Genomic DNA, 24,834 nt, shown 5'->3' on the forward strand with positions numbered 1-24,834 from the left:
ATTCATTAATCAAAAATTAAAATTGACGTGTTTTTTCATTATCATCTAAGCTTGTGTCTGCATTTGTGTAGTTATTTGGATTAGGTTGTGCTGGTTTGACTGCACTTGCTTGTTGATCAAGCTTTTTACCAAATACTTCACGTTCAAGATTTGACAAGCGTTTTAAGATATCAAAATTGGTCACTGCTGCGCTCTTTGGTGCCTCTGTTTGTTGCACGCGTGTTTGAGCTGCTCCTTGAGTTTTAGATAATTGAGCTACTTTTGCACTCAATCGATCGTTTTCTTCTTGTAAAGCAAGGAGTTCTTTGCTGTAAGTTTCATAATCTTTGATGATATTGTCTAAGAATTCATCAACTTCAACGGGATCATAGCCGCGCATTTTTGTTTTGAATTCTTGTTGTAAAATGTCTTTAGGACTATAAACCAAATTCGCCATATTTACACCTCTAGTTTTCATTTACGTAATAACATTTCTACCTTTTTCATTGTATAGGAAAAAAGTTGATAAATCAAACACAATATCGATTATTCACTAAAATTTTGAAGATCGTCCATACTGATCAGCCGAATTTCGTAGGGATGATCTGCTTGGTAATTCTGTGCATCTTCAAAAAAATACTTCGTTTTTCCAGGGAATTCTTCATCATAGATCAGCAAACAGCCCACTGTATGTTCAAGTATAAAACGAGTGTGATTCTTTAACTGACTAGGTGATTGATAGGGTTGATGGCTAACAGCTTCGACATAATCTGCTAATTGTTCTGCTAATTGTTTTTTTTCTTGGTTCCCTTCATTCCAGTTATTACCAAAATCAGCAAAAGGATACAAAATACCAAGAGATAGTTCCGGATATTCTTCTTTCAATTCCGCTACTATTTGCACAGCCCATAGTTCAACGCCCAAATTCCCACTGACAAGTACCCATTCCAGCCCTTCTTCTGCTAGCTGATGGAGTTCTTTTTTTAAAACATTTTTAACAACTTGGATTTTAGGATCATTTTCTTTAAAAACACCGAGTTCGAAACTTCGATACCCAGACACATAGATTACTTTTGACTTATCCATCTCAGATTCCTTTTCTTTCTATCCGCTTTTTTGCTATAATGTGGCCTAGGAGTGTGATTAAAGATGGTATTGCGCTATCCAAATGGCCAACCTTATTATAAGAATGCCTCTCCCGTCGAAAAAATTCAAGAAAAAAGAAATCAGATCACTGAATTCGGCAATCGGGGGATGCGCTTTGAAGAAGCAATCAATGAAAGTAATAAATATTATCTTTCCCGCAGGTTGGCGGTTATCCATAAAAAGCCTACCCCTATCCAAATCGTGAAAGTAGACTATCCTAAGAGAAGTGCTGCTGTGATCAAGGAAGCCTACTTTACCCAAGCCTCAACTACAGACTATAATGGCGTCTATCGAGGCTTTTACTTGGACTTTGAAGCAAAAGAAACCAAGAACAAAACATCTTTTCCCTTTAAAAACTTCCATGCCCATCAAATCGAACATATGAAAGCATGCCTCGAACAAAATGGGGTCTGCTTTGTCTTGTTATGGTTTTCGTCTTTGAAGCGCTGTTTTTATTTGAATAGTGTTCATTTGATTGCTTACTGGGACGCCCAAAAGGAAAAAGGACGCAAATCACTACCTTTATCTTTGATCGAAGAACTAGGAATAGAGATCAAAACTGGTATTTCTCCGCGGATTCCTTATTTGGACGCGGTTGACTTCTATTTATCAACATTATCTATTGAAGGAGAAAGCAAGAATGGCAAATGAACAAACTAGAAGCTCTAGACGACAGAAACAGCCTACTCCTAAAAAGAGTGTGAAGAAGAATTCTGGCAAAGGTTCTGGAAAGTCCTCTGGAACACATAAAAAAGGATTATTTATCAAGATCCTTTTAGGAATACTCTCATTTTTCTGTATCCTCTTTTTAGCAGGTGTAGGACTTTTCTGGTATTACGCAAAAGATGCGCCCGAATTGACGGATAAAAAATTAGATGCTACCGTATCTTCCAAACTATATACACAAGATGGCGAACTATTCGAAGATTTAGGCGCAGAAAAGCGTGAAAAAATTTCTGCGAATGAATTACCGAAAACATTAGAAGATGCGATCGTGTCGGTAGAAGATCGCCGTTTTTATAAACACATCGGGGTTGACCCTATTCGGATCATCGGTTCTGCCCTCTCTAACTTTACCTCTGGCGGACTGCAAGGCGGAAGTACTTTGACACAGCAATTGATCAAACTTTCCTTCTTCTCCACTAGTGCAGAGGATCAGACCCTGAAACGCAAGGCCCAAGAAGCGTGGATGGCTGTAAGATTGGAACAAAAAAAATCGAAACAAGAGATCTTGACCTACTACGTAAATAAAGTGTATATGTCAAACGGCTTGTACGGGATGGAGACAGCTTCTGAGATGTACTTTGGTAAGAAATTATCAGAACTTTCTTTACCGCAAACAGCATTGCTTGCTGGGATGCCTCAAGCCCCTTCCGCCTATGATCCTTATGTTTATCCAGATCAGGCGAAGAAAAGACGAGATACTGTTTTGTATACGATGCTTCAAAACGAAAAAATCTCTCAAACAGAATATGATCAAGCTGTCAATGTACCGGTAACGGATGGTCTGCAAGAACTAACTCAATCCGATGATAATACTAAGATCGTCGATAATTACGTCAAAGAAGTCATCAATGAAGTACAAGAAAAAACAGATAAGAATGTCTACACAGACGGTTTAGAGATTTATACGAATTTGGATCTGGACGCCCAAAAGAAACTATATGATATCGTCAACACGGATCAGTATGTCTCTTACCCAGACGACGAGATGCAAGTTGCCTCCACCCTTATCGACACCAATACCGGGAAAGTAAAAGCCCAGATTGGCGGACGTCACATCGCAGAAGACGTAACTTTAGGCAACAACTTAGCAGTGAATACTTCCCGTGATTTTGGTTCTACGATGAAACCTGTCACAGATTACGGACCAGCTTTTGAATATTTGAAATATTCTACTGGAAAAACTATTACTGACGCACCGTATAACTATGAAGGGACTTCGACTCCTGTAGGAAACTGGGATAATCAATATATGGGCACCATTACTTTACGCCAAGCACTTTACTTATCCCGTAATGTTCCAGCAGTCAAATTATTCAATGAAGTCGGTTCAGATAAAGTGGCTTCTTTCTTAAAAAATCTTGGGATCGAATACAGTACGATCCATCAATCGAATGCGATCTCTAGTAATACGGAAGAACAAGACGGGACAAAATACGGAGCTTCTTCCTTAAAAATGGCAGCAGCCTATGCGGCTTTCGCCAATGGAGGGACTTATTACAAACCTCAATATGTTAATAAAATCGTCTTCCAAGACGGAACAGAAGAAACTTATGAGCCAGATGGAAAAACAGCCATGTCTCCAGAAACAGCTTATATGATCACAGACATTTTAAAAGATACGATCACTGAAGGAACTGGTACGAATGCGCAAATCGCTGGGTTATATCAAGCCGGTAAGACTGGAACATCCAATTACACAGATGACGAGTATGCAAAACTTGGTATTTCTTCTGGGGTGTATCCAGATATCTTATTTGCGGGCTATACGCCAAATTATTCGATTTCCGTGTGGACAGGTTACAATAAAAAAATGACACCTGTCACTTCAGAATCGTCACACGTAGCCTCTGATGTTTATCGCGAGCTTATGCAGTATGTTTCAGCTAACGTGACAAATACAGACTGGGAGATGCCAAGCGGATTAATTCGTGTGGGCGGTGAACTGTACTACAAAGATCAATATACAGCTAGATCGAATGCAATTACACCATCAACAACTATTCCATCTTCCAGCTATGTCCAGACTCCTGGAAGCTCAACAACAGAGACAACGACTCAAAGCTCTAGCTCTACTAGTCAAAGCGAATCAACTGCTGAGTCCTCAAAAGAAAGCACGACAGCAGAAACAAGCGAGCCAGCGTCTTCAACAACGGTTCCTTCTTCTTCATCCGAAGAAAGCTCGACACCGTCTTCATCTGCTCCTCCTGCTTCTTCCAGTGATCCAGCAACTAGCGAAGCGGATGCTGCAAATGACCATACACCATCCAGTAGCACCTCAGCTTCTGGAAACAGATAGTAAAAAAGAAACCACGCTTGTAGACGTGGTTTCTTTTTTGTGTCTATGTAAAAAACAGCTACAAATAAAAATCATGTACCAAGCTGTATTACATGATTTTTTTATAAGACTATCCAGCGTATACATGTGTGATCTAACATTTAGCTTAAAATTAGAAAATCCATTTTTCTTTTATCATTTACATATACTTTATCCATTTACTTGTTTATAATTAAATTGGCTAAATACACACTAGTCTTTTATTTAGCGCCACTTCTTAATAATTCCATTGTTATTATCAAATAAAAAATACAATATATGGTTTTGAATAATTTTTTGAAAGAAGGCTTCATTTTGAGTTATCTAATAGTATGCTTAATTATCATAATTTGTCTGCACCATCTTTTTTTATCGAAAACAATACCTCGTTATTCCAAGAATAAAAAAGCTGAAAAATTTACTTTATTATTAAATAAATTTACTTTAGTTGCTCCTATCCTTGCATTTATTATTTTTTCTGTACTTTTAAGCACTACCCTTAAAGGAAAATTTATGGAAAGAAGCTCTCATGCAATGATTCTCACTTTTTTATGGTTGTTGTTCACCAGAATCTATATTTTTCTGATGAGCCTGAAACCGCCCAAATCCATTAGTTTATGTTTAGTTATAAATGGTATTTTTTTATTATCACTTATCATTTTTATTACACCTTTAGATAGATACGTCACTTATTTATATAATCCTTTGGAATACTGGACTTATTTTATAGGTATATTGGAAGGCATTATTTTCTACATCGGGTATTTTCCCAAGAAAAATAACAACATTTATTTTTATCGCAATAAATTGTAATAAGTTACCATCCTAGCTACTGAGTATGTACATTTACTTTTTCATGCAAAAAAGATAAACGAAACAGCTTTTCTCCATAATAACAAGATAATTCATACATTTATTTGCAATTAAAGAAACCACGTCTACAGGCGTGGTTTCTTTTTTAGCGCCTTTTCTTTTAGACGCATCCGATTTTTCCCATCTTGACATATTGATAGCAAAGGACATACCTCGCACTTGGGATTTCTTGCCGTGCAATGATATCTACCGAAAAAAATCAGTGTATGATGTGTCTTTACCCATAATTCTTGTGGTACTTTCCGCATCAGTGTTTCTTCTACTTCCATGACCGTAGCATCTAGTTTGCAGATCCTCAGGCGTTTTGAGACACGTTCCACGTGGGTATCTACTGCGATTGCTGGTATCCCGAATGCATCCCCCAATACGACATTTGCTGTCTTTCTGCCTACACCAGGAAGAGACATCAATTCTTCTCTTGACGTTGGCACTTGCCCATCGAAACGTTCAATCAGCTGCTGTGCACACGCTTTGATGTTTTTTGCTTTATTTCGATACAAACCAATCGTTTTTATTTTAAGAATGATTTCATCGATTGAAGCTTCTGCTAACGCATCGGGTGTCGGAAAAGAGGTAAACAAATCTGGCGTTGCTTTATTCACTGATACATCTGTCGCCTGGGCACTTAAGATCACTGCAATCAATAACTCAAATGGATTATTGTGCTTGAGTTCTCCATGTGCTTCGGGAAACATTCCATACATCGTTTCTAGAGCTTCCATTGTTTTTTGTTTGCTTAACATATTCCGCTACTCCTCCAACCAATTTTTCAGTGAGACTTTCGGCAATTCTTCTTGTTGAGCTGACTGTTCTACTTCTCTTTGAAGAAGCTGCTGTTTTCTTCGTTTTTGGTCTTCTTCCACTTGTTGTTTTGTACGTAGATTTTTTCTTTCCCACGATAGCAAAATGCGGTCAACGTAATTAAAACTATAAGCCTGATTTAATACGGCTTCCCGCAGTGCTAGTTTCAAAATTTCCGGCTGATAATGGTCTTCTTCTAGCCATTGACCGATTCGCTGGAACTCGATCGAAGAAAGCGGGCGTCCAAATTCTTGTTCAAATAATTGATACACTGATTGGATTTCTTTTTCTTGTGTTTTTTCTTCGTATTTTTTTTCTTGTGTTTTTAAATACTCACCTAATAGATCATAGATGGGGTAAAGATTATATCGATCTGCTTTTTTACCGTTGACAATCGTCGTTTCTATCTTGATAAACCCATTTGTTACGAGACGATCCAGTATTTGAAAAATCTGATCTTGCTTGATTCCCATATCCATAGCAATCATCTGCAAATCAGGGAAAGTATCTCCTTCAAGCTGTGCCATATGCAACTGTAGAACAAATAAAAATTCTTCAGATTGTAGACCGATCCTATGGTAATTTTTAAGTAAAAGATTAGATATAACTGTTTGTCCAGCGCTTAAGTAATTTTCTAAATTCAACATGATTTCTCCTCCGCTCAATCACAGTATACGTAAAAAAAACATGGGAAGCAAGAACAGGTTTCTTTTCTATTTACTTCACTGATCGGTCAGATTTACAATGTCGTCTACTTGATTTTTGTTTGTTCATGTTTTTGATGCGCATCTTCGCTTTTCGGAATAAATAAATCAAGTAGATTTCGCTGTTCCTTAGAATGTTGACAAGGAAACAAAATTACTATACACTATTTTTGTTTCCAAGTTAACATTATTGCATAAAGGAGTTTTTACATGTACAGTTTCACAAATAAACATTCTAAAGTTTTTGGATACGTCTCTGTCTTATTCACTGGATTAGGATTTACTATCGTCAGTCCTGTACTTCCGTTTTTAACGCTGCCTTATTCTCACCCCATACATCAGCAAGCTTTCTATATCACTTTGCTCATGTCTGTTTATGCTCTAGCTGCCTTCTTATCTGCCCCCATTCTCGGTAGCTTAAGTGATCATTTTGGGCGTCGTCCGATCCTTATTATCAGTTTATTAGGATCAAGTATCGGATATTTGCTTTTTGGTTTAGGAAATTCGATATGGATGTTGTTCCTTGGTCGTATCATTGAAGGATTGACGGCAGGAGAAATCTCCACCTTATATGCTTACTTTGCCGACATCACGGAACCTAATGAAAGAACCAAAGTTTTTGGATGGATGGGTGCTTTAGTCGGTATAGGAACAACGCTGGGTCCTATTATAGGGGGTCTATTAGCTGAGTTGGGGAATTCTGTTCCTATATTTATTGGAGCACTCTTTACTTTCTTAAATGCCGTTTATGGCTACACATTTATGCTAGAAAGCCTTCCAATAAAAAAACGTTCAGTAGATTTAAGTTTCTCCCATGTAAGACCTTTTCACCAATTACAACAATTATTCAAGATTTCATCCGTTATTCCTTTATTGACAGCAGGTTTTGCTGTTTGGTTGGCAGCTGGCTCTCTTCAATCTATCTTTTCTCAATTTTCGATTGACGCCTTTCAGTGGAAGGCTGGGTTGGTTGGTTTAAGCTTCTCTTTGATTGGAATCTTGGATACTGTCTCGCAATTGTTCATTATGCCTCGATTGCTCAAAAAATTTTCAGAACAGCAGATCACAAGAATAGGGATGTTCAGTGAAATCCTCGCCTATCTATTCATCACATTATCTGGAATTCTTCTACTGCCGATTTTGTTTTTATTTGGGATTATCTGTTATGGTTTCGGTGATTCTATTTTTACTCCTGTATTCAATGGCCAACTATCCAATTCTGTCTCAGATAACCAGCAAGGTCTTGTAATGGGCGGTACCCAAAGTATACAATCTCTATCGCGCGTCATCGGCCCGCTAATCGCAGGACAGCTTTATGCTGCAGCACCATTTCTTCCAACGGTATTCGGATTTTTGCTTATGATTTTTGCCTATTATCACTACAATAAAAAATAGTAGCTTCATTTGCTACTTCGTATAAATTCTCTGTATCGACCGATAAAACGAAATACTGTGTCAAATTCTTCTTTTGACATATTTTCAAATACAGTAGCATCTCGCTGTACCCATTTTTGATGGAGTTGCTCGTGTCTATTCCTTATTTTTTGTCCGATTGGCGTCAATTGAAAATAGATTTCTTTTTTATTCTCTTCGCTTTGATAAGTGTTTATGATCCCTCTAGCTATCAGTTTTTTTGTTAGCTTACTGATGGCTCCTCTAGTCATATAACTAGCATTCGCTAATTTTGTCACGTTAGGATCAGGGATTTTCCCGATATGTTCAATCACTTCTAGTTCATTTAGAGTAAATCCTGCAAATTCTTTTTCCATTTCTGGTTTATTACGATGAATAATCTCATTAGCTAAATCCAGATATTCTTCTATTAGCAGTTGTCTTTTATCCATTTCTACACCTTCTTTTTCTTTCATTATATTGTTTTTTTGTTTCCTATTCAACAAAGATAAAAATATTTTGCAGGAAAACCCAATCTGAAACCAAGAAAAAAAGGGGTTGACAAAGCTTGTCATAACCCCTTTTTCTGATTAAAAGATAGTAAAGAGACAGTCATCGGTAATTGTGATGATTTTTTGTCATCACTTAAGGATGAGCGGCCTTTTCAAAAACTGTCTTTAAAGATCATCATCAGTTTCTAGCACATACGGCTGACCTTCATATGTGTACTCTGTATTCAATGTGCCGTCATTTTCATCTGAGTAGATGCGTCTACTGAAAGGAAAACGATGAGAAACATTATCTTTGGCGTCTTTTGCTGGCATCGTGTAATATTCCTCTTGCGTTTCATTCAACTGAGAGAGTACTTGATCTGCCAACTCATCAATATTGATCGTTGATTTCTTCGAAGCACTTTTATAATCTTCTAAAAATGCATCTTGTTGGACAAAATATTCTTTATTCATCTTCTTTCTCACCTTTCTTTTCAAAATCAAATAAAGCTGCTTGTTCTTTTATGTAACAGCTTTATCTTTGCTGCTTATTGTGACAAAAAATGCGAAGAAAGACAACTAATTGTACTTTTCACAAAAAAGACAGAGGGTCGTGACAAAATTGTGTCACAACCCTTTTCTTTATTGTGCAGTTTCGATTTCGCCTAGCGCTGCTTGTGCAAGTAGGTTCAAGTAATTCCATGGGCGGTCAAAATGTGGTTGGAAGAAGAAATCTGAAAGTGCGAGATCTTCTACAGTCATTTTATTTTGAACAGCTAAAGACATGGTATTTGCTGATTGTGTAATGTCGTATTTGGACATGAACTGAGCACCTACGATACGATTCGTTCCTTTTTCATAGACTAGCTCCATCATTACTTTTTCAGTAGTTGGCATGAACTCTGGACGATAATTATCTTCAAATACAGTCGCTTGGACTTCTAGATCGTTCAAAGTTGCGCTTTCTTTGGTCACACCTGTCGAACCGATCGTCCAGCCAAATAGGTAAAGTCCTGAAGTTCCTTGGGTACCACGATACGCCATTTTATGATCTGTCAAATTATTTCCCACAAGCAAACCTTGACGAACGGCATTTGTTGCCAAAGGAATATAGTTTTGCGTGCCACTTGGATTGTAGTTGACTACTGCAGAGTCTCCAGCTGCAAAAATGTCTGGATTACTTGTCTGCATGTATTCATTCACTTTGATTGCCCCGTTTGGCAGTGTATCTACTTTTTCTTCGATCAGTTTTGTATTTGGACGGAAGCCCACACATAAAATGACCATATCTGTATCAAATGTATCTGTTGGTGTAGCTACTTGTTTCACTTTTCCTTCTTCATCTGTGATAAATTCAGTAACATTTTCGCCTAGCGCAAGAGTAACACCGCGGTCTGTCAATTCTTTTTCTAAGATATCTGTGAATGGTTTATCTAGATATTTATTCAAGATGCGATCTAATCCATCAATCAATGTCACTTGTTTTCCAGATTCGACAAAAGCTTCTACTAATTCAATACCGATATATCCACCACCAACAATTACTACACGTTTTGCTTCTTTCGCTTGTGCAATAATTTCATTTGCTTGATTGTAGTTTTTGCATAGGAGTACATTTTTCGCATCGATTCCACTAATCGGTGGGATAATAGGCCATGAACCAGTTGTCATCACTAATTTATCATAAGAAACCGTTTCTGTTTCTCCTGTTTTCAGATCTTTTGCCGTTACTGTTTTATTTTCTGTATCGACGTCTGTTACATCGTGTTCCATTTTAACTGTTGCTCCTAATGAAGATAATTCTTCAGGATTTGAGTAGAACAAGCCTGCTGGGTCCTTTACTACTCCGCCGACATAAAGTGCGATACCGCAAGATAAGAAAGAAATATTGTCATTTCTTTCATATACTGTCACTTCTGCTTCTGGATGATTTTTTAAAATACTTTTTACAGCTGCAGTACCTGCATGAGTACAGCCAATTACTACTACTTTCATTTATGGTCCCTCCGATTAACATTTTGTCCTTCGACAAAACTACTATAACAGAAATAAAACGGATACAACAGTTTAATGCTTGTGAATTCACAAAGGTTTGTTTGTAGTTTCATTCCTTTTCAAGCATAAGAACCCAATATCTACAAGATTCTTATTGTGATAATATTCACTTTGATATCTAAGATTGTGAATAAAAGACAAAAAAATAAAAAAGCTAGCGTTTTTTTTACACAGCTAGCTTTTTTTAGGTATAACACTTGTAGAAACTGTTTTTATATTTGCGCCTTTTTTGCTGACTCTTTACAATCCGGACAGAGTCCATACAATTCCAACCGATGTTCATTAATCTCAAAATCAGTCAGTCTGCTCGCAGCCATTTCTATATCTTCAAGCCCTGGGTAATGAAAATCAACAATCTTACCGCAGTTTTCACAAATTACATGATAATGACGCTTTGAACTGAAATCAAATCGGCTAGAAGCATCGCCGTACTTCATTTCTTGAACAAATCCAATCGAAGTAAATAAGCGAAGGTTATTGTAAACAGTCGCAACACTCATATTTGGAAACCGATGTTCAAGTGCTTTATAAATCTCATCAGCCGTTGGATGGGAATGATGTTCAATCAAATATTCTAAAACCGCGTACCGTTGAGGTGTGATTCGAATGTTCTCTTTTTTTAACTTTTCGATAACCTCTTCGACTAACTTATTTTCCATGTAAACACCCCACGTTGTTATTCTCGTCTTATCATACTATTTTTACATTTTAAAATCCACTTAACATGAAAAGAAAATTCAATTTTATTGTATTTTAATGAAAAAAGACGTAAAACAGTCGCGTTCACTATTCTACGTCTCTATTCAAATAATTTTTCTCATCATAAATTTTTGTGTGTTCTTTTCATCTTTAAAAGTTTTTTACATAAACCTATCTGGACAAAAACCAAGTGCCTTATATCTCTTGGTAAAGGGCTGTAGATAAATAACGTTCACCATTGTCGGGAACCACAGCTAATACCTTCTTGCCTTTTCCTAATTCTTTTGCGACTTTTAGCGCGGCAGCAATTGCAGCGCCAGATGAGATGCCTACTAAAATCCCTTCTTTTCGCCCAACTTCTCTAGCTGTTTCCATCGCTTCGTCTCCACTAATAGAAAGGACTTTATCATACACAGAAGTATCCAGTGTTTTAGGAACAAAACCTGTACCGATTCCTTGGATTTTGTGAGGTCCCGCTTCTTTCCCTTCTAAAATAGCAGATTCTGCTGGTTCTACCCCGATTAATTCGATTTTCGGATACACACGTTTTAATTCTCGGCTAGCGCCAGTGATCGTTCCTCCTGTACCGATACCTGCAACAAACGCGTCCAAGCCATTTACTCCAAATGCTTGATGTATCTCAGGACCAGTCGTCTTCTCATGCACAAGAGGATTTGCTTCATTTTCAAATTGTAATGGTAAAAAGTAGCCGTTTTCTTTTGCCAAACGTTCTGCTTCTCTGATTGATCCAGAAATACCATCCGCACCAGGAGTCAAAATCAACTCTGCGCCGTACCCTTTCATCAATAAACGTCTTTCGATACTCATCGTCTCAGGCATCACGATGATTACTTTATATCCTTTTGCAACTCCTACCATCGACAATCCGATTCCTGTATTTCCAGAAGTAGGTTCAATGATAGTATCACCTGGTTTCAGTAGACCACCGTGTTCTGCTTTTTCTATCATACTTAAAGCAATACGATCTTTTACACTTCCTCCTGGATTAAAAAACTCAAGCTTTACAAAAACATCTGCTGAATCTTCTGGTACGATTTTATTTAATTTGACGATTGGCGTTTTGCCAATCAATTCGGTGACTGAGTTATAGATAGCTGTCATCTTCAATTCCTCCTTGTCTTTGCTCTTCTTACTTATCATAATACAATCTGTTCATTTATGGCGAGTGATTCGTCTTTGACTAGCAAAAAAAGACAAAGATATACCATATATGGTAGTTTCTTTGCCTTTTTATCTAAATCAAACGTTTAGTTCTTGACCAACTAATAAAGAATAACTGGACATAGACATGCCATTTTTCGCCATTAGATCATCAACAGACATGCCAAATTTTTGTGCAATATCCCATAGCGTATCACCTGACACGACTGTATATGTCTGACCATTATTTGTATTTACATCTGTTGTTGAAGATGATGACGTTGAAGTCGTCGTAGTAGTCGTTGTTGTTGTACTTGTGGTTGTTGTAGCCGAACCTGTTGATGGCGTATCAAAACGGGTTAAATTATAAGTATTAATCAATGAGTTCAATTTGGCCCCATAATTTGGATCGGTAGCATAACGACCTGTCAAGTACGCTGTTGCATCATAAAAACTTGTTGTATTGCTTTTCCACACGCCAGCATAATGATAATCGCCCGTGGAAAAACTGGTTGAACGAAGAACATTCGCATGGTCTTGGAAGGATTCCCAATAAGAAGAATATTTTCGGAATGGTTCATTCATCGTTACCCATTGTCCGTTTACATATTCTTTGGTTGCCATATAAACGACCTGTCCGTTATAGCTTCCTTTCACACCGAATAGATTATAATTTGGCGCACTAGCTAATCCGGAAGTGCCATATGCACTTTCCAACAACGCTTGAGCGATCATGACTGAAGCATACAAGTCATTACTTGCAGCAACTTCTGACGCAGACCAGCCGATTTGATCGATAAACGCTTGAGGATCAGCGACTGTTTGAGATCCTTGTTCATCTGCATGAACATGTTGCGGTACCGCTGTAACCATCATCGGCCCAACTAAAAGACTCGTTCCAATTAAAGGAGCAATCGCTTTTTTATTGATCACCATTTTTCTTTTAGGTCTATGGTGTCGGGCACTGCGGGTCTTCAGCTCTTGCATTCAAATTCCTCCTCAAAATAAAAAAACTTAATAAAAAGTTCTCTTCTTAAAACAAACTTAATTAATTAAATTATACTTTTAATTCTCAAGAAACACAAACTAATCCGAAGAATTCTTTGTTTTGTCATTTAAATGTAACATAGCCGAAAACGAAAAGTAATATTGATTTATTCTTCTAACACATAAAGAACAGCTGTCTCCAACTTGCAGACAGCTGTTCTTATCAGTCAAACAATTGCTTGGATCTATGATAGTTGATTGTACGTATTCACGACATTTTCTACTGTAAATCCAAATTCTTCTAAAATTTTAGTGCCAGGGGCAGATGCACCGAAATGATCGATTGTAATCGTTGCGCCCTCTGTTCCTACGTAGCGTTCCCATCCAAATGATGCAGCAGCTTCGATAGCCACACGTTTCTTCACTGATTTAGGAAGTGCACTTTCTTTATATTCAGAAGATTGTTTTTCAAAGAGGTCAAAGCTTGGCATAGAAACAACAGAAACATCTTTGCCTTTTTCAGCCAATTCTTTTTGAGCTTTCACAGCCAAATCAACTTCAGAACCTGTTGCAATCAAAATACCTTCTGGTGTTTCTCCTTGTGATGGAGAAAGAACATACGCGCCTTTTTTCACCATTTCATCTGCTACTTCTTTTGTAGAAGGCAATACTGGAAGGTTTTGACGACTCAATACAAGGATAGTAGGCGCATCTGTTGTCTCCATCGCTACTTTCCAAGCAGCACGTGTTTCATTTCCGTCTGCCGGACGAATCACTTGAACACCAGGCATGCAGCGAACAGATGCTAGTTGTTCAATCGGTTCGTGCGTTGGTCCGTCTTCTCCGACAGCAACCGAGTCATGTGTTAAGACGTAAACAACAGGAGTATGTTGGATTGCTGCTAAACGAACTGCTGGTCTTAGATAATCGACAAAGACAAAGAATGTTCCACCGTAGATACGAGTTCCGCCATGAAGTTGGATACCATTCATAGCCGAAGCCATTGCAAATTCGCGGACACCGAACCAGATGTTGCGTCCTTCATAATGTTCAGGAGTGAAATCTTTATCTGCAGCCACCATTGTATTATTGGAACCTGACAAGTCCGCTGAACCACCCCAGAAGCTTGGTATAGCTTTCGATAATTCTTGGATGACTTCTTTACTTGAAACACGGCTTGCTTGACTGCTTCCAACTTCATAAGTTGGCAATTCTGCATCCCAGTTTTCTGGTAGTTTGCCATCAAAAGCATCTTCAAATTGTTGTGCTAATTCAGGATAAGCTTTTTTATAATTGGCAAACATTTCATTCCATGCATCTTCAGCTTTTTGTCCTTCTTCTATCATCGTTTGATGGAAGCGGGCAGCTACTTCTTCTGGAACAGTGAAATCTGGATACTCCCAACCATAAACTTCTTTAGCCATCTTGATGCCATCTTCACCAAGAGGAGCACCATGAACAGCAGATGTTCCTTCTTTAGGCGCACCATAGCCGATGACTGTTTTTACTTCGATCAATGTTGGTTTGTCTGTTTCAGCTTTTGCTTCTTCAATCGCTTTAGAGATTGCTTCTAGGTCATTTCCGTCTTTCACTAAGATATGTTGCCAGCCATATGCTTCATAGCGAGCACCAACGTTTTCTGTGAAAGCTTTTGAAGTTGGACCATCTAGTGAAATATCGTTTGAATCGTATAAAACGATCAATTTCCCTAGTTTCATATGACCTGCCATCGAACTTGCTTCTTGAGATACCCCTTCCATCAAGTCTCCGTCACCGCATATTGCATACGTATAGTGATCCATCACATTAAAGTTTTCTTTGTTATACGTTGCTGCAAGGTGCGCTTCTGCCATTGCCATACCGACAGCCATTGCAATCCCTTGTCCTAATGGCCCTGTAGTGGCTTCTACACCATCTGTATGATGTACTTCAGGATGTCCTGGTGTTTTAGAATTCCATTGACGGAATTGTTTCAAATCATCGATTGTCACTTGATAGCCAGCTAAATGAAGCAAGCTATACAACATTGCTGACCCATGTCCTGCCGAAAGAACGAAACGGTCGCGGTCAGCCCAGTTTTTTGATGTCGTTGGATTTACTTTCAGGTGTTTTGTCCATAACGCATATGCCATAGGTGCTGCGCCCATCGGCAATCCAGGATGTCCTGAGTTTGCTTTTTGGACTGCTTCAATACTTAATGTACGAATTGTGTTAACGCCAAGTTGGTCAATTTTGTCAAACAAAATAACCCCTCCTATTAATTTAGGTTTTTTTTACCTTTATTTCTTACACTTTCATTCTATAAGATGTCACACGAAAAAGCAATCTTTTTCAGTATTTTTTACTAAAAGTTGTCATTTCGGTTGTGTAAGCCCTTTTTCTTTTGAATTTCTTTTAATTTTTCCGGGGTCACGTCATTGCCCTCAGGATCGACGACTTTCATTCCTTCGATATGATGACGCATACCGGAACGAAAAGCTTCCAAATACTCTTTGCGCAAGTTGATTTGTTCTTGTTCTTCGGCTTTTGAGAGACCATTTTCCTTCTTTTTACGTGCAAGTTCATTGATCCGATCTATTTTTTCAGGTGACAGCATGCTCAGCCCTCCTTTTACTCTCCTTCATATTATATAAAAACTGAAAAAAAAACAACTAGATAAACTAAATAAAATACGAACATTCGTTTGATTTAGCGCTTTTTATATGGTACTATTTATTTATCAAGTGAAAGAAGGTGTACCTTGTGGCCCGACAAACTGAATCAAGACAAATCGAAGTCTTACGATATATCCATGAACAAGTAACCCAAAAAGGATACCCGCCGACTGTCCGTGAAATCGGGGAAGCTGTTCAGCTTTCTTCTACTTCTACTGTTCACGGTCATCTTGCACGGCTTGAAAAAAAGGGGTTTATCCAAAGAGATCCGACGAAACCTCGTGCAATCGAGTTGACAAAACAAGGTTTAGAAAAGATTGGGATTCGTCCAACAACTATTCCAGTACTTGGCGTCGTAACAGCTGGAGAACCCATTTTAGCAGTAGAGGATGCTTCAGACTTCTTTCCAATCCCTCCTAATCTTTCTTCCGAAGAAGGCAGTCTCTTTATGCTGACAATTCGTGGAGATAGTATGATCAATGCTGGAATCTTGGATGGTGACAACGTGATCGTTCGGAAGCAAGAAACTGCTCAAAATGGCGATATTGTCATTGCAATGACTGCCGAGGACGAAGCGACTTGCAAACGATTCTATAAAGAAAAAAACTTTTTCCGTCTGCAGCCTGAAAACGACTTGCTCGAACCAATCATCTTAGATCAAGTATCTATATTAGGACGAGTAGTAGGACTTTATCGTAGTCATATCTATTAATTGCTACTAATTAAAAGAAAACTTTTTAAAAAGAGTTTGAGACGATGGTCTCAAACTCTTTTTTCGCCCAGGTTCTTCTTTCAAATTTTATCACTTCCCTCTTTACAAACCGAACAAATATTCGTATACTAAATATACGAACAATTGTTCGCATAAATTAACGAGGTGAGAATTCATGAAATCAATGAGACGTCTTGGCTTAGTATTAACTGTTTTGTTTTTAGGTATTATTATTGGTAATTTCGGCATACGTCCAGCTTTACTTGTGTTTGTTCCGTTATTTACTTTGTGGTTCATGTTGTGGGATGAAAAGAAGTACCGTCAATCTGAGCGGCGCAGAATTCATGAAGATCATTTCTATCATGAGCCCTACTACAGATCCAGGCAATCATAATAAGGATTGACTGCTAATTATTTAAAAGACAAGAAGTTAAACTTTTACGGGGGTGTGACAAAAATCGGTCACATCCTTTTTTCGAATAAAGGGTGTTCTAAAGCCAGTTTTTCGGTATTAAGTCAAATTGCGGAAAAAGTGATTTTTTAAACTTCTACTGGTCTTTGCTTGTTTCCATTTATAAAAAAATAGCGACCCTCAAAAGTCAGATTCTCTATCTGACTTTTGAGGGTCGCTTTAAAATCGCTTCTTTAAGAATAACATCAAGAATAGCTTCTTTTTTCTGCTTAATATTCCATTAATGTAATGATGTCATATCCTTTGATTTTGTCGCGTCCATGGAGATCCATCAATTCGATCAAAAATGCGCAGCCTACGACTACACCGCCTAATTGTTCGATCAGTTCGATCGTCGCTTTGATTGTTCCTCCAGTAGCTAGCAAATCGTCACAAATCAGCACACGTTGACCTGGTTTAATGGCATCCTTATGCAATGTCAATGTATCTGTTCCATATTCTAATCCATAAGTCACTTCGATGGTTTCTCGAGGTAACTTCCCTTTTTTTCGGACTGGGGCAAAACCGACTCCTAACTCATAAGCAACAGGACATCCTACGATGAATCCACGGGCTTCTGGCCCAACTACCATATCAATTCGTTTTTCTTTTGCATAATTTACGATTTGTTTAGTAGCTTCCCGATAAGCGTCACCATCTGCCATCAGTGGGGAAATATCTCGAAACACAATTCCTTTTGACGGATAGTCGGGAATACTGGCAATATAATCTTTTAAATCCACTCTTTGTTTCCTCCTAGGTTGTTAACCATTTCTTTATGGTAGGAATATCGCTCAAAAGCAAAAATTCCTCAACTTTGATTTTATTGAGCCGCCGCTGGTATAATCTGCTCTCAGTCAAAGGATGACTTTCTGGGCTAGCGACTTTTTGTAAAACACCGTTCTCTATTGTAACAAATTTCAATTCAAAAAACACCTGTATCATAAAAATTAATAATTTTTCAGGGATACGCAAATATTGAGCTATTGCTTTTATTTTATGACGTATATCAATTCGTTCTTGAGAATGGATCAATTTAAACAATTTTGCGTACTGTTCTCTTGTGCCTACCCCATTCAAATAGGCCTCATCAGGTGAAATCCCCATCAGATAAACACGATTGAATGAATAAGACCGAAAAACTTCTTTCAGATCCGCTAAATCATCTGGACAATCCATAATAACTAGAGAGTTCGGTTTTCTTTTTTCAATTATTGCCTTTACAGAATCTAGTCCTTCGAAAACAATCGCAGCTTCCTGGATAATCTCAGGCACGAATTTCAACGTCGAAGAATCAAATGCTAAATAAAGGCTACCTTCCGACGTTCGGCTCTGTTCACGGAAACGTTTTGCCCGCCAATCAAATACTTGCAGACCACCCACAGAAAAATCAGATACCATCAGCTGCGGTTTCTTACGCCCGTTCCATTCATTGATCGAAAGCTTTCCTACCACATCTACCTGATTATTCAGCAGTTCTTCTTCTTGAGTACCAAAACCAAAAGCGACCGCATCAAGCTGACTCGATGCATCGGAAAGGACAAATTTCAGATGCTGTTGGTTTGCTCCGATTCTTTTGATATTTTCTGCTTGGACTTGTCGAAATAAAAACTGAGGCAAAGGATTATCCGTACCAAATGGCGCCAATAGTTTCAGCTCATCAATTCGCTCTACTGTTACTTCATTTGGCAGCAATACTTCATCAATTCTCAACTCAGGCCCTCTCATCAAATCAATTTGATGATCGACTATATATTGGTTCATCTTCTCCTGTAGTATAGTTACATTTTCACTTGGCATCGTTAAACCGACTGCTGCATGATGTCCTCCGAAGTAAGTAAATAAATCTCGCATCTGGTCAAGCATTTCAAAAAGATTCAAGGCTTCAATACTACGTCCAGATCCTTTAGCTGATCCATCTTCTTTTAAAGTAAGGACAAGCGTTGGTTTACCCGTTTCATTCATTATTTTCCCAGCAACAATGCCCAAAACGCCTTCATGCCATCCTCGGTTTACCAATAGATGGATATGATTCTCCTTATTGACCATCGCTAATGCTTCTTGTGTTATCTGCTCTACGATTGCCTTTCTTTCTTCATTGATCTCATTCAATTTTTTTGCTTGAACGGATGCTTCCTCTTCATCAAACGTCGCAAGTAACGAGACGGCAGGACGTGGATCGCCCATCCGACCGATTGCATTTAGTCTGGGAGCAATCGAAAAACCGATCGTTGTTTCGTCTGCGTCCCTCATTTTTACGCCGCTTTCTTCAAATAGCGCCTGAAGTCCTATCCGTTCTGAATGATGAATGGCATCGATTCCTAATGAAACAAGGATTCGATTCTCATCAGTCAATGAAACTAAATCGGCGATCGTTCCTATCGCTACTAAATCCAAAAATTCTACAGGCGGTTCTTCCAATAATGCAGAAGCTACTTTGAATGCTACTCCGACTCCTGCCAAATCTGGAAATGGATAGCGCCCCGCTGGATGACGAGGGTGAACAATCGCATAAGCGTCTGGTAAATTCTCAGGCAGTTCGTGATGATCTGTAATGATCACGTCTACACCAGCTTGCTGAGCGTATGCTACCGCATCATTTCCTGCTACCCCGTTATCAACAGTGATGATCAACTGGATTCCTTCTTCGATCTTTTCTTGGTATACCGATTGGTTTGGTCCATACCCATGCTCAAATCGATTTGGCAGGAATACTTCTACTTCTGCACCAAGTAATTCCAGTGTTTCTTTCATTACCGTTGCACTGGTGATCCCATCTGCGTCATAATCACCGTAAACGAGGATTTTTTCTCCACTGATTACAGCTTCTTGGATTCTGCTGATTGCTTTATCCATATCGTGCATCAGATACGGATCATGTAATTCTTGTTCCTTTGGATGTAAAAATCGGTTGATATCCTTTTCCTCATGGTAACCTCTTTGCCACAGTAACTTACCGACAAATGGAGATAATTTCAGTTCACGGATCATTTGGAGAAAGGATTCAGAAGGCTCTGTCTCGCTTAACTTCCAATCAAAATTTGCTTGTCTCACTTTCTCACTCCTAACTTAGTTATTATAGCAAAGGAAATCAGCAAAAAAAAGCAGAAAGAAAGAATAAAAATAGATCAGATCCGCTAGACAGATGTTCAGCAGGACCTGATCTTTTGTACGACCATTTATGAAATATCCCTATTAGTTTAGTCAAAATAATTGAAGCTTTGTTTGGGCGATTGAGTTTTTTGTTCTTCCGGCGCTTTCAATTGACTGATTTGTGCGGTTTTCGCTTGTAACTCCGCCTGATAAGCAGCTTCCAACTCCGCACGTTCGTTTCTAAACTCGCGTTGCTGTTCTTCTTTTGCTTCTTCAATTTTCTTTTGAAGTTCTGTTTGATATTCTGACATTTCCTGAGTCAGCTGTTTGATTTGCTTTTTTTGCTGCCATAGTGTTGCCGAAGCAGTCAAAAATACAATCAGCGCACCAATCAGCGCAGAACCGATGATCACTAAGATCAACGGCACAGAAAAGGAAGTGAAGCCAAAACTTACAGGAACATTTTTATTGTTCAATACAGCAAAAAGAACAATAATCAAAACTAAAACAAATCCAAGAATCACATTGGTTTGCTTTTTCAATTCCTTCACCTACTTTTTGTTAAAAATTCCGCTGGCTAAATAATCACCAATCGTTGGAAACAGCGTATAAAATTTTGATGCAACTTCTAAAATAAACGGTTGATTGATTTCCCGTTTTGGATGTCTCATATTGCGGACGATCATTTTTGCCAACTTGGCAGGTTCTAAAACGATTTGTCCGACTTTTTCCAAATAGCTTCCGCTTGGATCAGCCTTATCGAAGAAATCTGTCTCGATTGGACCTGGATTCACTGTCGTAACAGCTACGCCAAGTGGTTTCAATTCTAATCGCAAAGCGTTGGAGAAGCCAAGGACTGCAAATTTCGTGGCAGAATAAACCGTTGATTTTGCAGTTGCCATTTTTCCAGCCATAGAGGCGATATTAATGATATGACCTTGTCTTCTTTCTGCCATATCGATCGCAAATTTTTGTGTCAAAACCATCATTCCTAAGATGTTGACTTCAAACATATCGTATGCTTTTCCAAGGTCGAATGTAAGGAAGTCTTCGAAAATCCCAAAGCCCGCATTGTTTACCAGAATATCGACGCGCCCGACTTCTTCCATCACCTTTTCATATAATTCGTCCACGCTTTCAGGATTGCTGACGTCTACCTTGAAAGCATAAGCCTCTTTGCCGCTCAAGCGTCTGCACTCGTCTCTGACACCTTCTACAAATGCCATTCTTCGTGCGCAACTTAGAACGATTGCTCCTTGCTTTGCTGCTTCATAACAGATTTGTGCGCCCAGACCGCCTGAACTACCTGTTACTAAAACAACTTTATCTTCTAAATTCATGCCTCTTCCTCCTCGCGAAATGGAATCTCAATGCTATCAAAATCTTTCATGATCGTCGTGTTTTCAAACACTTCTTGTGCTTCTTTTTCAAGCTCTAAAGCTGCTTTTCCTAAATATCTTGCACTGATATGAGTAAGTAGCAGCCGTTTTGCCTGCGCTTCTTTTGCAACTTCAGCAGCTTGATGAGTCGTGGAATGGAAATAGTTGTGCGCCATTCTTGCTTCATCTTTATTAAATGTGCTTTCATGTACCAGAATATCGCTATTTTCCGCAAGCACAACGGAATTATGTGTTTTTCTCGTATCGCCTAAAATAGTCACGATTCGTCCTTTTTTATCTGGACCTACGAAATCTTTTCCATTGATCGTCCGCCCATCTTCTAGTTGGATCGTTTCACCTTGCTTCAGTTTGCCGTACAGTGGTCCAGCTGGAATACCTAATTCTTTTAGACGATCCACCTGCAATTCTCCTTTATGATCATGTTCAACCACACGATAACCAAAACTGTCGATCCCATGATTTAGTTTTTTTGTATAAACAGAAAATTGCTGATCAGTAAAAATCGGGGCTGTTTCATTTAGCTCAATGAATTTCAGCGGATAACTTAAACGCGTTTGCGAAATACCTAAAGAGACTTTTATGTATTCCTCTATCCCTTTTGGCCCGTAAATCTCTAATGGCGTATCCCCACCTTGAAATGACCGGCTGCTGATGAGCCCGGGAAGTCCAAAAATATGATCGCCGTGTAAATGTGTAATGAAAATTTTACCGATTTTTCTCGGACGGATAGTCGTTCGCAAAATCTGCATTTGCGTGCCTTCGCCACAGTCGAACAACCAAACTTCATTGCGCTCGTCTAAAAGTTTCAATGCTATACTTGTCACATTTCTATGTTTTGCAGGAACACCTGCACCTGTTCCTAAAAATTGTAATTCCATAATCTACCTGACTTTCTTTAAGTTCCTCTTTAATTTTAGGGGAAAAAGATAGGATAATCAACCGTAAGTCGAGAATGGGTTCAAATTAAAAATAACGTTCTAAAGCGATAGCGTTTTCTTTGAAAATTACTATAAAAACAGCAGCGAACCCGTTTGAGATCCTCTGCTGTTTTTATTAATTTGAAGATCCAGAACTTTCATTGTCGTTGGAAGTTTGCGGATGTTTGTCCTTCCAAGTCTTTTGTGCAGCTTCTTTCGCATGATTTTCAGCTTCTTTCGCATCATGCACATCTTTTTCGACATCTTCATAATCCAAGCGGGTAATTTCTCCGCCTAATTCCATCATTACCAATTGATTCAGTGGGCGATTGTCCTCTTCATCAGCAATCAAGATCAGTCCTGTAGCTCCTTCACCGATTTTATTTCCAACAAAGTCGAACACGGTCTGGGCATCTTTTATTTCTTTGGCATCTTGTGTCGCACCGATCATTCCTCCGGCAAACCATCCTAATAAAATCCCTAGCGGACCACCTAATACACCAACCAACATTCCGATTAATCCACCCGTAGAAGATTTGTTATTACCGGTAAAGTCGATAAAATCTTCTATTTTGAATTGATGTGTCCCATTAGGATCATGGCTGACAACTGCCATCTGTTCTCCTTTAATCGAACGAACAGCATGTAACTTTTTGATTTCTGAAAATGCCTGATATGCCTGGCTTTCTACTTGAAAATTTAAAATGATTACTCGTTTGCTCATTAAAAACGCCCCTTTCATACCTTCTTGTTATTTATTTTACCTTTAATTGTAAAATAAGAAAAGAAAAGCACTCTTTTTTTCCAATAAAATAGGGCTGTGACAAAAGTCGTATCACAGCTCCTTTTTCCGAATAAACGGCGTTCTTGAAGCTGACCACTTCTGTCACAACCTCCCTTAAATCTGAATCTATATTTTTTGGTATTTGTTTTTATTTGCTTGCCTATTCGACAAATTCAAATTCAAACTCACCGATACGTACAAGGTCGCCATCTTTCGCACCGCGTGCCCGAAGAGCTTCATCCACACCCATACCACGTAATTGACGAGCAAAACGCATCACTGTTTCATCATGATCGAAATTCGTCATTTGGAATAATTTTTCGATCTTCTCACCAGATAAGATCCACGTTGCATCTGAATCACGATCGATTTGGAACTCAGGACCTTCTGGATTGAATCCATAGTGTACAGTTTCTTCTTCCAGTTCTTCTTCGTACAATGGGAATTCTGGCGTTACTTCTAACAAATCTGCTGTAGCATTCAATAACGCGTCCAATCCTTGTCGAGTCACTCCAGAAATTGGAAATACTGGGATGTCATCAGCAAATTCATCTTCTTTTTCCTTGTTCAGCTGTTCTTTGAATTTCACTAGATTTTCCTGTGCATCCGGCATATCCATTTTGTTTGCCACGATGATTTGCGGACGCTCTAGCAAGCGTAAGTTATAAGTAGATAATTCTTTGTTGATGGCAAGATAGTCTTCATAAGGATCTCGTCCTTCCATCCCACTCATATCGATCACATGTAAAATTACTCGTGTTCTTTCGATATGACGAAGAAATTGTGTACCCAGCCCAACACCTTGTGAAGCTCCTTCAATCAAACCTGGCAAGTCTGCTGCGGCAAAACTTCTGCCATCACTTGTAGTAACCATTCCTAGATTAGGGACGAGCGTCGTAAAATGATAAGCGCCGATTTTTGGACGAGCAGATGAAATAACGGATAGTAAAGTCGATTTCCCGACAGATGGAAAACCTACAAGTCCAACGTCTGCCAATACTTTCAATTCTAGTTCGATTTTTCGCTCTTGTCCTGGTTCACCGTTTTCAGCAATTTCCGGTGCAGGATTCCGAGGAGAGGCAAAACGGATATTCCCTCGTCCACCGCGTCCACCTTTTGCCACAACTAGTGTTTGACCATTTTCAATCAAATCTCCTAAAAGAGCACCAGTCTCCGCATCTCGGACAGTGGTTCCTTGTGGTACTTTAACATAGGTATCTTTTGAACCACGACCGTGCATCCCTTTACTCATCCCATTTTCACCTGGCTGCGCTTTGAAATGGCGATTGAAACGAAAATCCATCAATGTACGTAACCCTTCATCGACGATCAAGATGACATCGCCGCCACGACCACCGTCTCCGCCAGCCGGTCCGCCGTCAGGAACGTATTTTTCGCGACGAAATGCAACCATTCCGTCTCCGCCCTTGCCAGCTTTCACATCGATCGTTACTTGATCTAAAAACATGGACATAATTAAGTCCTCCTATTATTC

The 24,834-nt window shown here is 38.8% G+C and carries 25 protein-coding genes; 6 read left to right on the forward strand and 19 right to left on the reverse strand.

The genetic code is table 11. The annotated features are described in order from the left end of the window. Positions 1 to 16: 16 nt before the first annotated feature. Together gpsB and RBL01_RS06890 are read right to left on the reverse strand one after the other, a co-directional pair. Complete coding sequence (gene gpsB, locus RBL01_RS06885) at positions 17 to 436, reverse strand: cell division regulator GpsB (protein WP_002295835.1); 420 nt, start codon at positions 434 to 436, stop codon at positions 17 to 19. An 89-nt stretch (positions 437 to 525) separates the two neighbouring features. After that, positions 526 to 1,065, reverse strand: coding sequence for a DUF1273 domain-containing protein (locus tag RBL01_RS06890; protein ID WP_002318743.1), 540 nt, complete (start codon positions 1,063 to 1,065; stop codon positions 526 to 528). Positions 1,066 to 1,128: 63 nt separating this feature from the next. Between RBL01_RS06890 and recU the strand changes: the two genes are divergently transcribed. The 3 genes from recU to RBL01_RS06905 all read left to right on the forward strand — a co-directional run bounded on the left by recU (position 1,129) and on the right by RBL01_RS06905 (position 4,978). Continuing rightward, positions 1,129 to 1,776, forward strand: coding sequence for a Holliday junction resolvase RecU (recU, locus tag RBL01_RS06895; protein WP_072538448.1), 648 nt, complete (start codon positions 1,129 to 1,131; stop codon positions 1,774 to 1,776). Beyond that, a complete protein-coding gene (locus tag RBL01_RS06900) occupies positions 1,766 to 4,147 on the forward strand; it encodes a PBP1A family penicillin-binding protein (RefSeq protein WP_010721743.1) in 2,382 nt (793 codons plus the stop codon). Before recU ends, RBL01_RS06900 begins: the two co-directional genes overlap by 11 nt. Positions 4,148 to 4,444: 297 nt before the next feature. Beyond that, entirely contained in the window at positions 4,445 to 4,978 is a 534-nt protein-coding gene (locus RBL01_RS06905) for a hypothetical protein (RefSeq protein WP_025478951.1), read from the forward strand. 125 nt (positions 4,979 to 5,103) lie between these two features. Here the strand turns inward: RBL01_RS06905 and nth are convergent, their stop codons facing one another. Beyond that, on the reverse strand, positions 5,104 to 5,781 hold the full coding sequence (gene nth, locus RBL01_RS06910) for an endonuclease III (RefSeq protein WP_307780885.1): 678 nt from the start codon (positions 5,779 to 5,781) through the stop codon (positions 5,104 to 5,106). A gap of 6 nt (positions 5,782 to 5,787) precedes the next feature. Then, positions 5,788 to 6,486 carry a DnaD domain-containing protein gene (locus RBL01_RS06915; RefSeq protein ID WP_002289610.1) on the reverse strand — a complete coding sequence of 233 codons (699 nt, stop codon included), beginning with the start codon at positions 6,484 to 6,486 and terminating at the stop codon, positions 5,788 to 5,790. 267 nt (positions 6,487 to 6,753) lie between these two features. Here RBL01_RS06915 and RBL01_RS06920 point away from each other — a divergent pair, with 267 nt between their 5' ends. Continuing rightward, positions 6,754 to 7,938, forward strand: a complete 1,185-nt coding sequence (locus tag RBL01_RS06920) for a tetracycline resistance MFS efflux pump (protein ID WP_002318740.1) — start codon at positions 6,754 to 6,756, stop codon at positions 7,936 to 7,938. Positions 7,939 to 7,943: 5 nt separating this feature from the next. Here the strand turns inward: RBL01_RS06920 and RBL01_RS06925 are convergent, their stop codons facing one another. From RBL01_RS06925 to RBL01_RS06960, 8 genes are all read right to left on the reverse strand, one after another. After that, positions 7,944 to 8,387, reverse strand: a complete 444-nt coding sequence (locus RBL01_RS06925) for a MarR family winged helix-turn-helix transcriptional regulator (protein WP_002289545.1) — start codon at positions 8,385 to 8,387, stop codon at positions 7,944 to 7,946. 225 nt (positions 8,388 to 8,612) lie between these two features. Then, entirely contained in the window at positions 8,613 to 8,900 is a 288-nt protein-coding gene (locus RBL01_RS06930) for a DUF5960 family protein (protein WP_002289544.1), read from the reverse strand. Between the two features lie 168 nt (positions 8,901 to 9,068). Continuing rightward, the gene (locus RBL01_RS06935; RefSeq protein WP_002327056.1) at positions 9,069 to 10,421 is read right to left on the reverse strand and encodes an NADH oxidase; all 1,353 of its coding nucleotides are present in this window, start codon (positions 10,419 to 10,421) and stop codon (positions 9,069 to 9,071) included. Between the two features lie 272 nt (positions 10,422 to 10,693). After that, positions 10,694 to 11,140: a Fur family transcriptional regulator gene (locus tag RBL01_RS06940; RefSeq protein WP_002318739.1), complete on the reverse strand. Its 447-nt coding sequence runs from the start codon at positions 11,138 to 11,140 to the stop codon at positions 10,694 to 10,696. Between the two features lie 235 nt (positions 11,141 to 11,375). Next, on the reverse strand, positions 11,376 to 12,302 hold the full coding sequence (gene cysK / locus RBL01_RS06945) for a cysteine synthase A (RefSeq protein ID WP_307780884.1): 927 nt from the start codon (positions 12,300 to 12,302) through the stop codon (positions 11,376 to 11,378). 138 nt (positions 12,303 to 12,440) lie between these two features. Next, positions 12,441 to 13,328: a glucosaminidase domain-containing protein gene (locus tag RBL01_RS06950; RefSeq protein WP_002295819.1), complete on the reverse strand. Its 888-nt coding sequence runs from the start codon at positions 13,326 to 13,328 to the stop codon at positions 12,441 to 12,443. A 245-nt stretch (positions 13,329 to 13,573) separates the two neighbouring features. Continuing rightward, positions 13,574 to 15,571, reverse strand: a complete 1,998-nt coding sequence (gene tkt, locus RBL01_RS06955) for a transketolase (protein ID WP_307780883.1) — start codon at positions 15,569 to 15,571, stop codon at positions 13,574 to 13,576. Between the two features lie 101 nt (positions 15,572 to 15,672). Continuing rightward, positions 15,673 to 15,924 carry a DUF896 family protein gene (locus tag RBL01_RS06960; RefSeq protein ID WP_002327058.1) on the reverse strand — a complete coding sequence of 84 codons (252 nt, stop codon included), beginning with the start codon at positions 15,922 to 15,924 and terminating at the stop codon, positions 15,673 to 15,675. Positions 15,925 to 16,070: 146 nt separating this feature from the next. Here RBL01_RS06960 and lexA point away from each other — a divergent pair, with 146 nt between their 5' ends. Together lexA and RBL01_RS06970 are read left to right on the forward strand one after the other, a co-directional pair. Next, positions 16,071 to 16,694, forward strand: coding sequence for a transcriptional repressor LexA (gene lexA / locus RBL01_RS06965; protein ID WP_002296572.1), 624 nt, complete (start codon positions 16,071 to 16,073; stop codon positions 16,692 to 16,694). A 175-nt stretch (positions 16,695 to 16,869) separates the two neighbouring features. Continuing rightward, positions 16,870 to 17,088: a hypothetical protein gene (locus RBL01_RS06970; RefSeq protein WP_002297436.1), complete on the forward strand. Its 219-nt coding sequence runs from the start codon at positions 16,870 to 16,872 to the stop codon at positions 17,086 to 17,088. A gap of 287 nt (positions 17,089 to 17,375) precedes the next feature. Here RBL01_RS06970 and RBL01_RS06975 read toward each other — a convergent pair whose 3' ends face one another. From RBL01_RS06975 to obgE, 7 genes are all read right to left on the reverse strand, one after another. Next, the gene (locus RBL01_RS06975; RefSeq protein ID WP_002295813.1) at positions 17,376 to 17,888 is read right to left on the reverse strand and encodes an adenine phosphoribosyltransferase; all 513 of its coding nucleotides are present in this window, start codon (positions 17,886 to 17,888) and stop codon (positions 17,376 to 17,378) included. 13 nt (positions 17,889 to 17,901) lie between these two features. Then, a complete protein-coding gene (recJ, locus tag RBL01_RS06980; protein WP_002327059.1) occupies positions 17,902 to 20,199 on the reverse strand; it encodes a single-stranded-DNA-specific exonuclease RecJ in 2,298 nt (765 codons plus the stop codon). A gap of 146 nt (positions 20,200 to 20,345) precedes the next feature. Next, positions 20,346 to 20,789: a lipopolysaccharide assembly LapA domain-containing protein gene (locus RBL01_RS06985; RefSeq protein ID WP_195419025.1), complete on the reverse strand. Its 444-nt coding sequence runs from the start codon at positions 20,787 to 20,789 to the stop codon at positions 20,346 to 20,348. Next, entirely contained in the window at positions 20,790 to 21,578 is a 789-nt protein-coding gene (locus RBL01_RS06990) for an SDR family NAD(P)-dependent oxidoreductase (RefSeq protein ID WP_002328419.1), read from the reverse strand. Further along, positions 21,575 to 22,516 (reverse strand): ribonuclease Z, encoded by a 942-nt coding sequence (gene rnz, locus RBL01_RS06995; RefSeq protein ID WP_002295809.1) that lies wholly within the window; start codon positions 22,514 to 22,516, stop codon positions 21,575 to 21,577. Before rnz ends, RBL01_RS06990 begins: the two co-directional genes overlap by 4 nt. A gap of 175 nt (positions 22,517 to 22,691) precedes the next feature. Continuing rightward, positions 22,692 to 23,279, reverse strand: coding sequence for a hypothetical protein (locus RBL01_RS07000; protein WP_002295807.1), 588 nt, complete (start codon positions 23,277 to 23,279; stop codon positions 22,692 to 22,694). A gap of 220 nt (positions 23,280 to 23,499) precedes the next feature. After that, positions 23,500 to 24,813, reverse strand: coding sequence for a GTPase ObgE (gene obgE, locus RBL01_RS07005; protein ID WP_002318731.1), 1,314 nt, complete (start codon positions 24,811 to 24,813; stop codon positions 23,500 to 23,502). Positions 24,814 to 24,834: the final 21 nt, after the last annotated feature.

Origin of the sequence: Enterococcus sp. SB12, assembly GCF_030910025.2 — a bacterium.
Taxonomy (GTDB): domain Bacteria; phylum Bacillota; class Bacilli; order Lactobacillales; family Enterococcaceae; genus Enterococcus_B; species Enterococcus_B faecium.

Bases quoted from the DNA above. Each gene is read 5' to 3' on its own strand.
- gpsB (WP_002295835.1), bottom strand. From the start codon at position 436: ATGGCGAATTTGGTTTATAGTCCTAAAGACATTTTACAACAAGAATTC.
- RBL01_RS06950 (WP_002295819.1), bottom strand. From the start codon at position 13,328: ATGCAAGAGCTGAAGACCCGCAGTGCCCGACACCATAGACCTAAAAGA.
- cysK (WP_307780884.1), bottom strand. From the start codon at position 12,302: ATGACAGCTATCTATAACTCAGTCACCGAATTGATTGGCAAAACGCCA.
- RBL01_RS06960 (WP_002327058.1), bottom strand. From the start codon at position 15,924: ATGCTGTCACCTGAAAAAATAGATCGGATCAATGAACTTGCACGTAAA.
- RBL01_RS06900 (WP_010721743.1), top strand. From the start codon at position 1,766: ATGGCAAATGAACAAACTAGAAGCTCTAGACGACAGAAACAGCCTACT.
- RBL01_RS06920 (WP_002318740.1), top strand. From the start codon at position 6,754: ATGTACAGTTTCACAAATAAACATTCTAAAGTTTTTGGATACGTCTCT.
- RBL01_RS06940 (WP_002318739.1), bottom strand. From the start codon at position 11,140: ATGGAAAATAAGTTAGTCGAAGAGGTTATCGAAAAGTTAAAAAAAGAG.
- recU (WP_072538448.1), top strand. From the start codon at position 1,129: ATGGTATTGCGCTATCCAAATGGCCAACCTTATTATAAGAATGCCTCT.
- RBL01_RS06935 (WP_002327056.1), bottom strand. From the start codon at position 10,421: ATGAAAGTAGTAGTAATTGGCTGTACTCATGCAGGTACTGCAGCTGTA.
- RBL01_RS06905 (WP_025478951.1), top strand. From the start codon at position 4,445: ATGGTTTTGAATAATTTTTTGAAAGAAGGCTTCATTTTGAGTTATCTA.
- nth (WP_307780885.1), bottom strand. From the start codon at position 5,781: ATGTTAAGCAAACAAAAAACAATGGAAGCTCTAGAAACGATGTATGGA.
- RBL01_RS07000 (WP_002295807.1), bottom strand. From the start codon at position 23,279: ATGAGCAAACGAGTAATCATTTTAAATTTTCAAGTAGAAAGCCAGGCA.
- RBL01_RS06930 (WP_002289544.1), bottom strand. From the start codon at position 8,900: ATGAATAAAGAATATTTTGTCCAACAAGATGCATTTTTAGAAGATTAT.
- RBL01_RS06915 (WP_002289610.1), bottom strand. From the start codon at position 6,486: ATGTTGAATTTAGAAAATTACTTAAGCGCTGGACAAACAGTTATATCT.
- RBL01_RS06890 (WP_002318743.1), bottom strand. From the start codon at position 1,065: ATGGATAAGTCAAAAGTAATCTATGTGTCTGGGTATCGAAGTTTCGAA.
- RBL01_RS06970 (WP_002297436.1), top strand. From the start codon at position 16,870: ATGAAATCAATGAGACGTCTTGGCTTAGTATTAACTGTTTTGTTTTTA.
- obgE (WP_002318731.1), bottom strand. From the start codon at position 24,813: ATGTCCATGTTTTTAGATCAAGTAACGATCGATGTGAAAGCTGGCAAG.
- RBL01_RS06990 (WP_002328419.1), bottom strand. From the start codon at position 21,578: ATGAATTTAGAAGATAAAGTTGTTTTAGTAACAGGTAGTTCAGGCGGT.
- RBL01_RS06925 (WP_002289545.1), bottom strand. From the start codon at position 8,387: ATGGATAAAAGACAACTGCTAATAGAAGAATATCTGGATTTAGCTAAT.
- rnz (WP_002295809.1), bottom strand. From the start codon at position 22,516: ATGGAATTACAATTTTTAGGAACAGGTGCAGGTGTTCCTGCAAAACAT.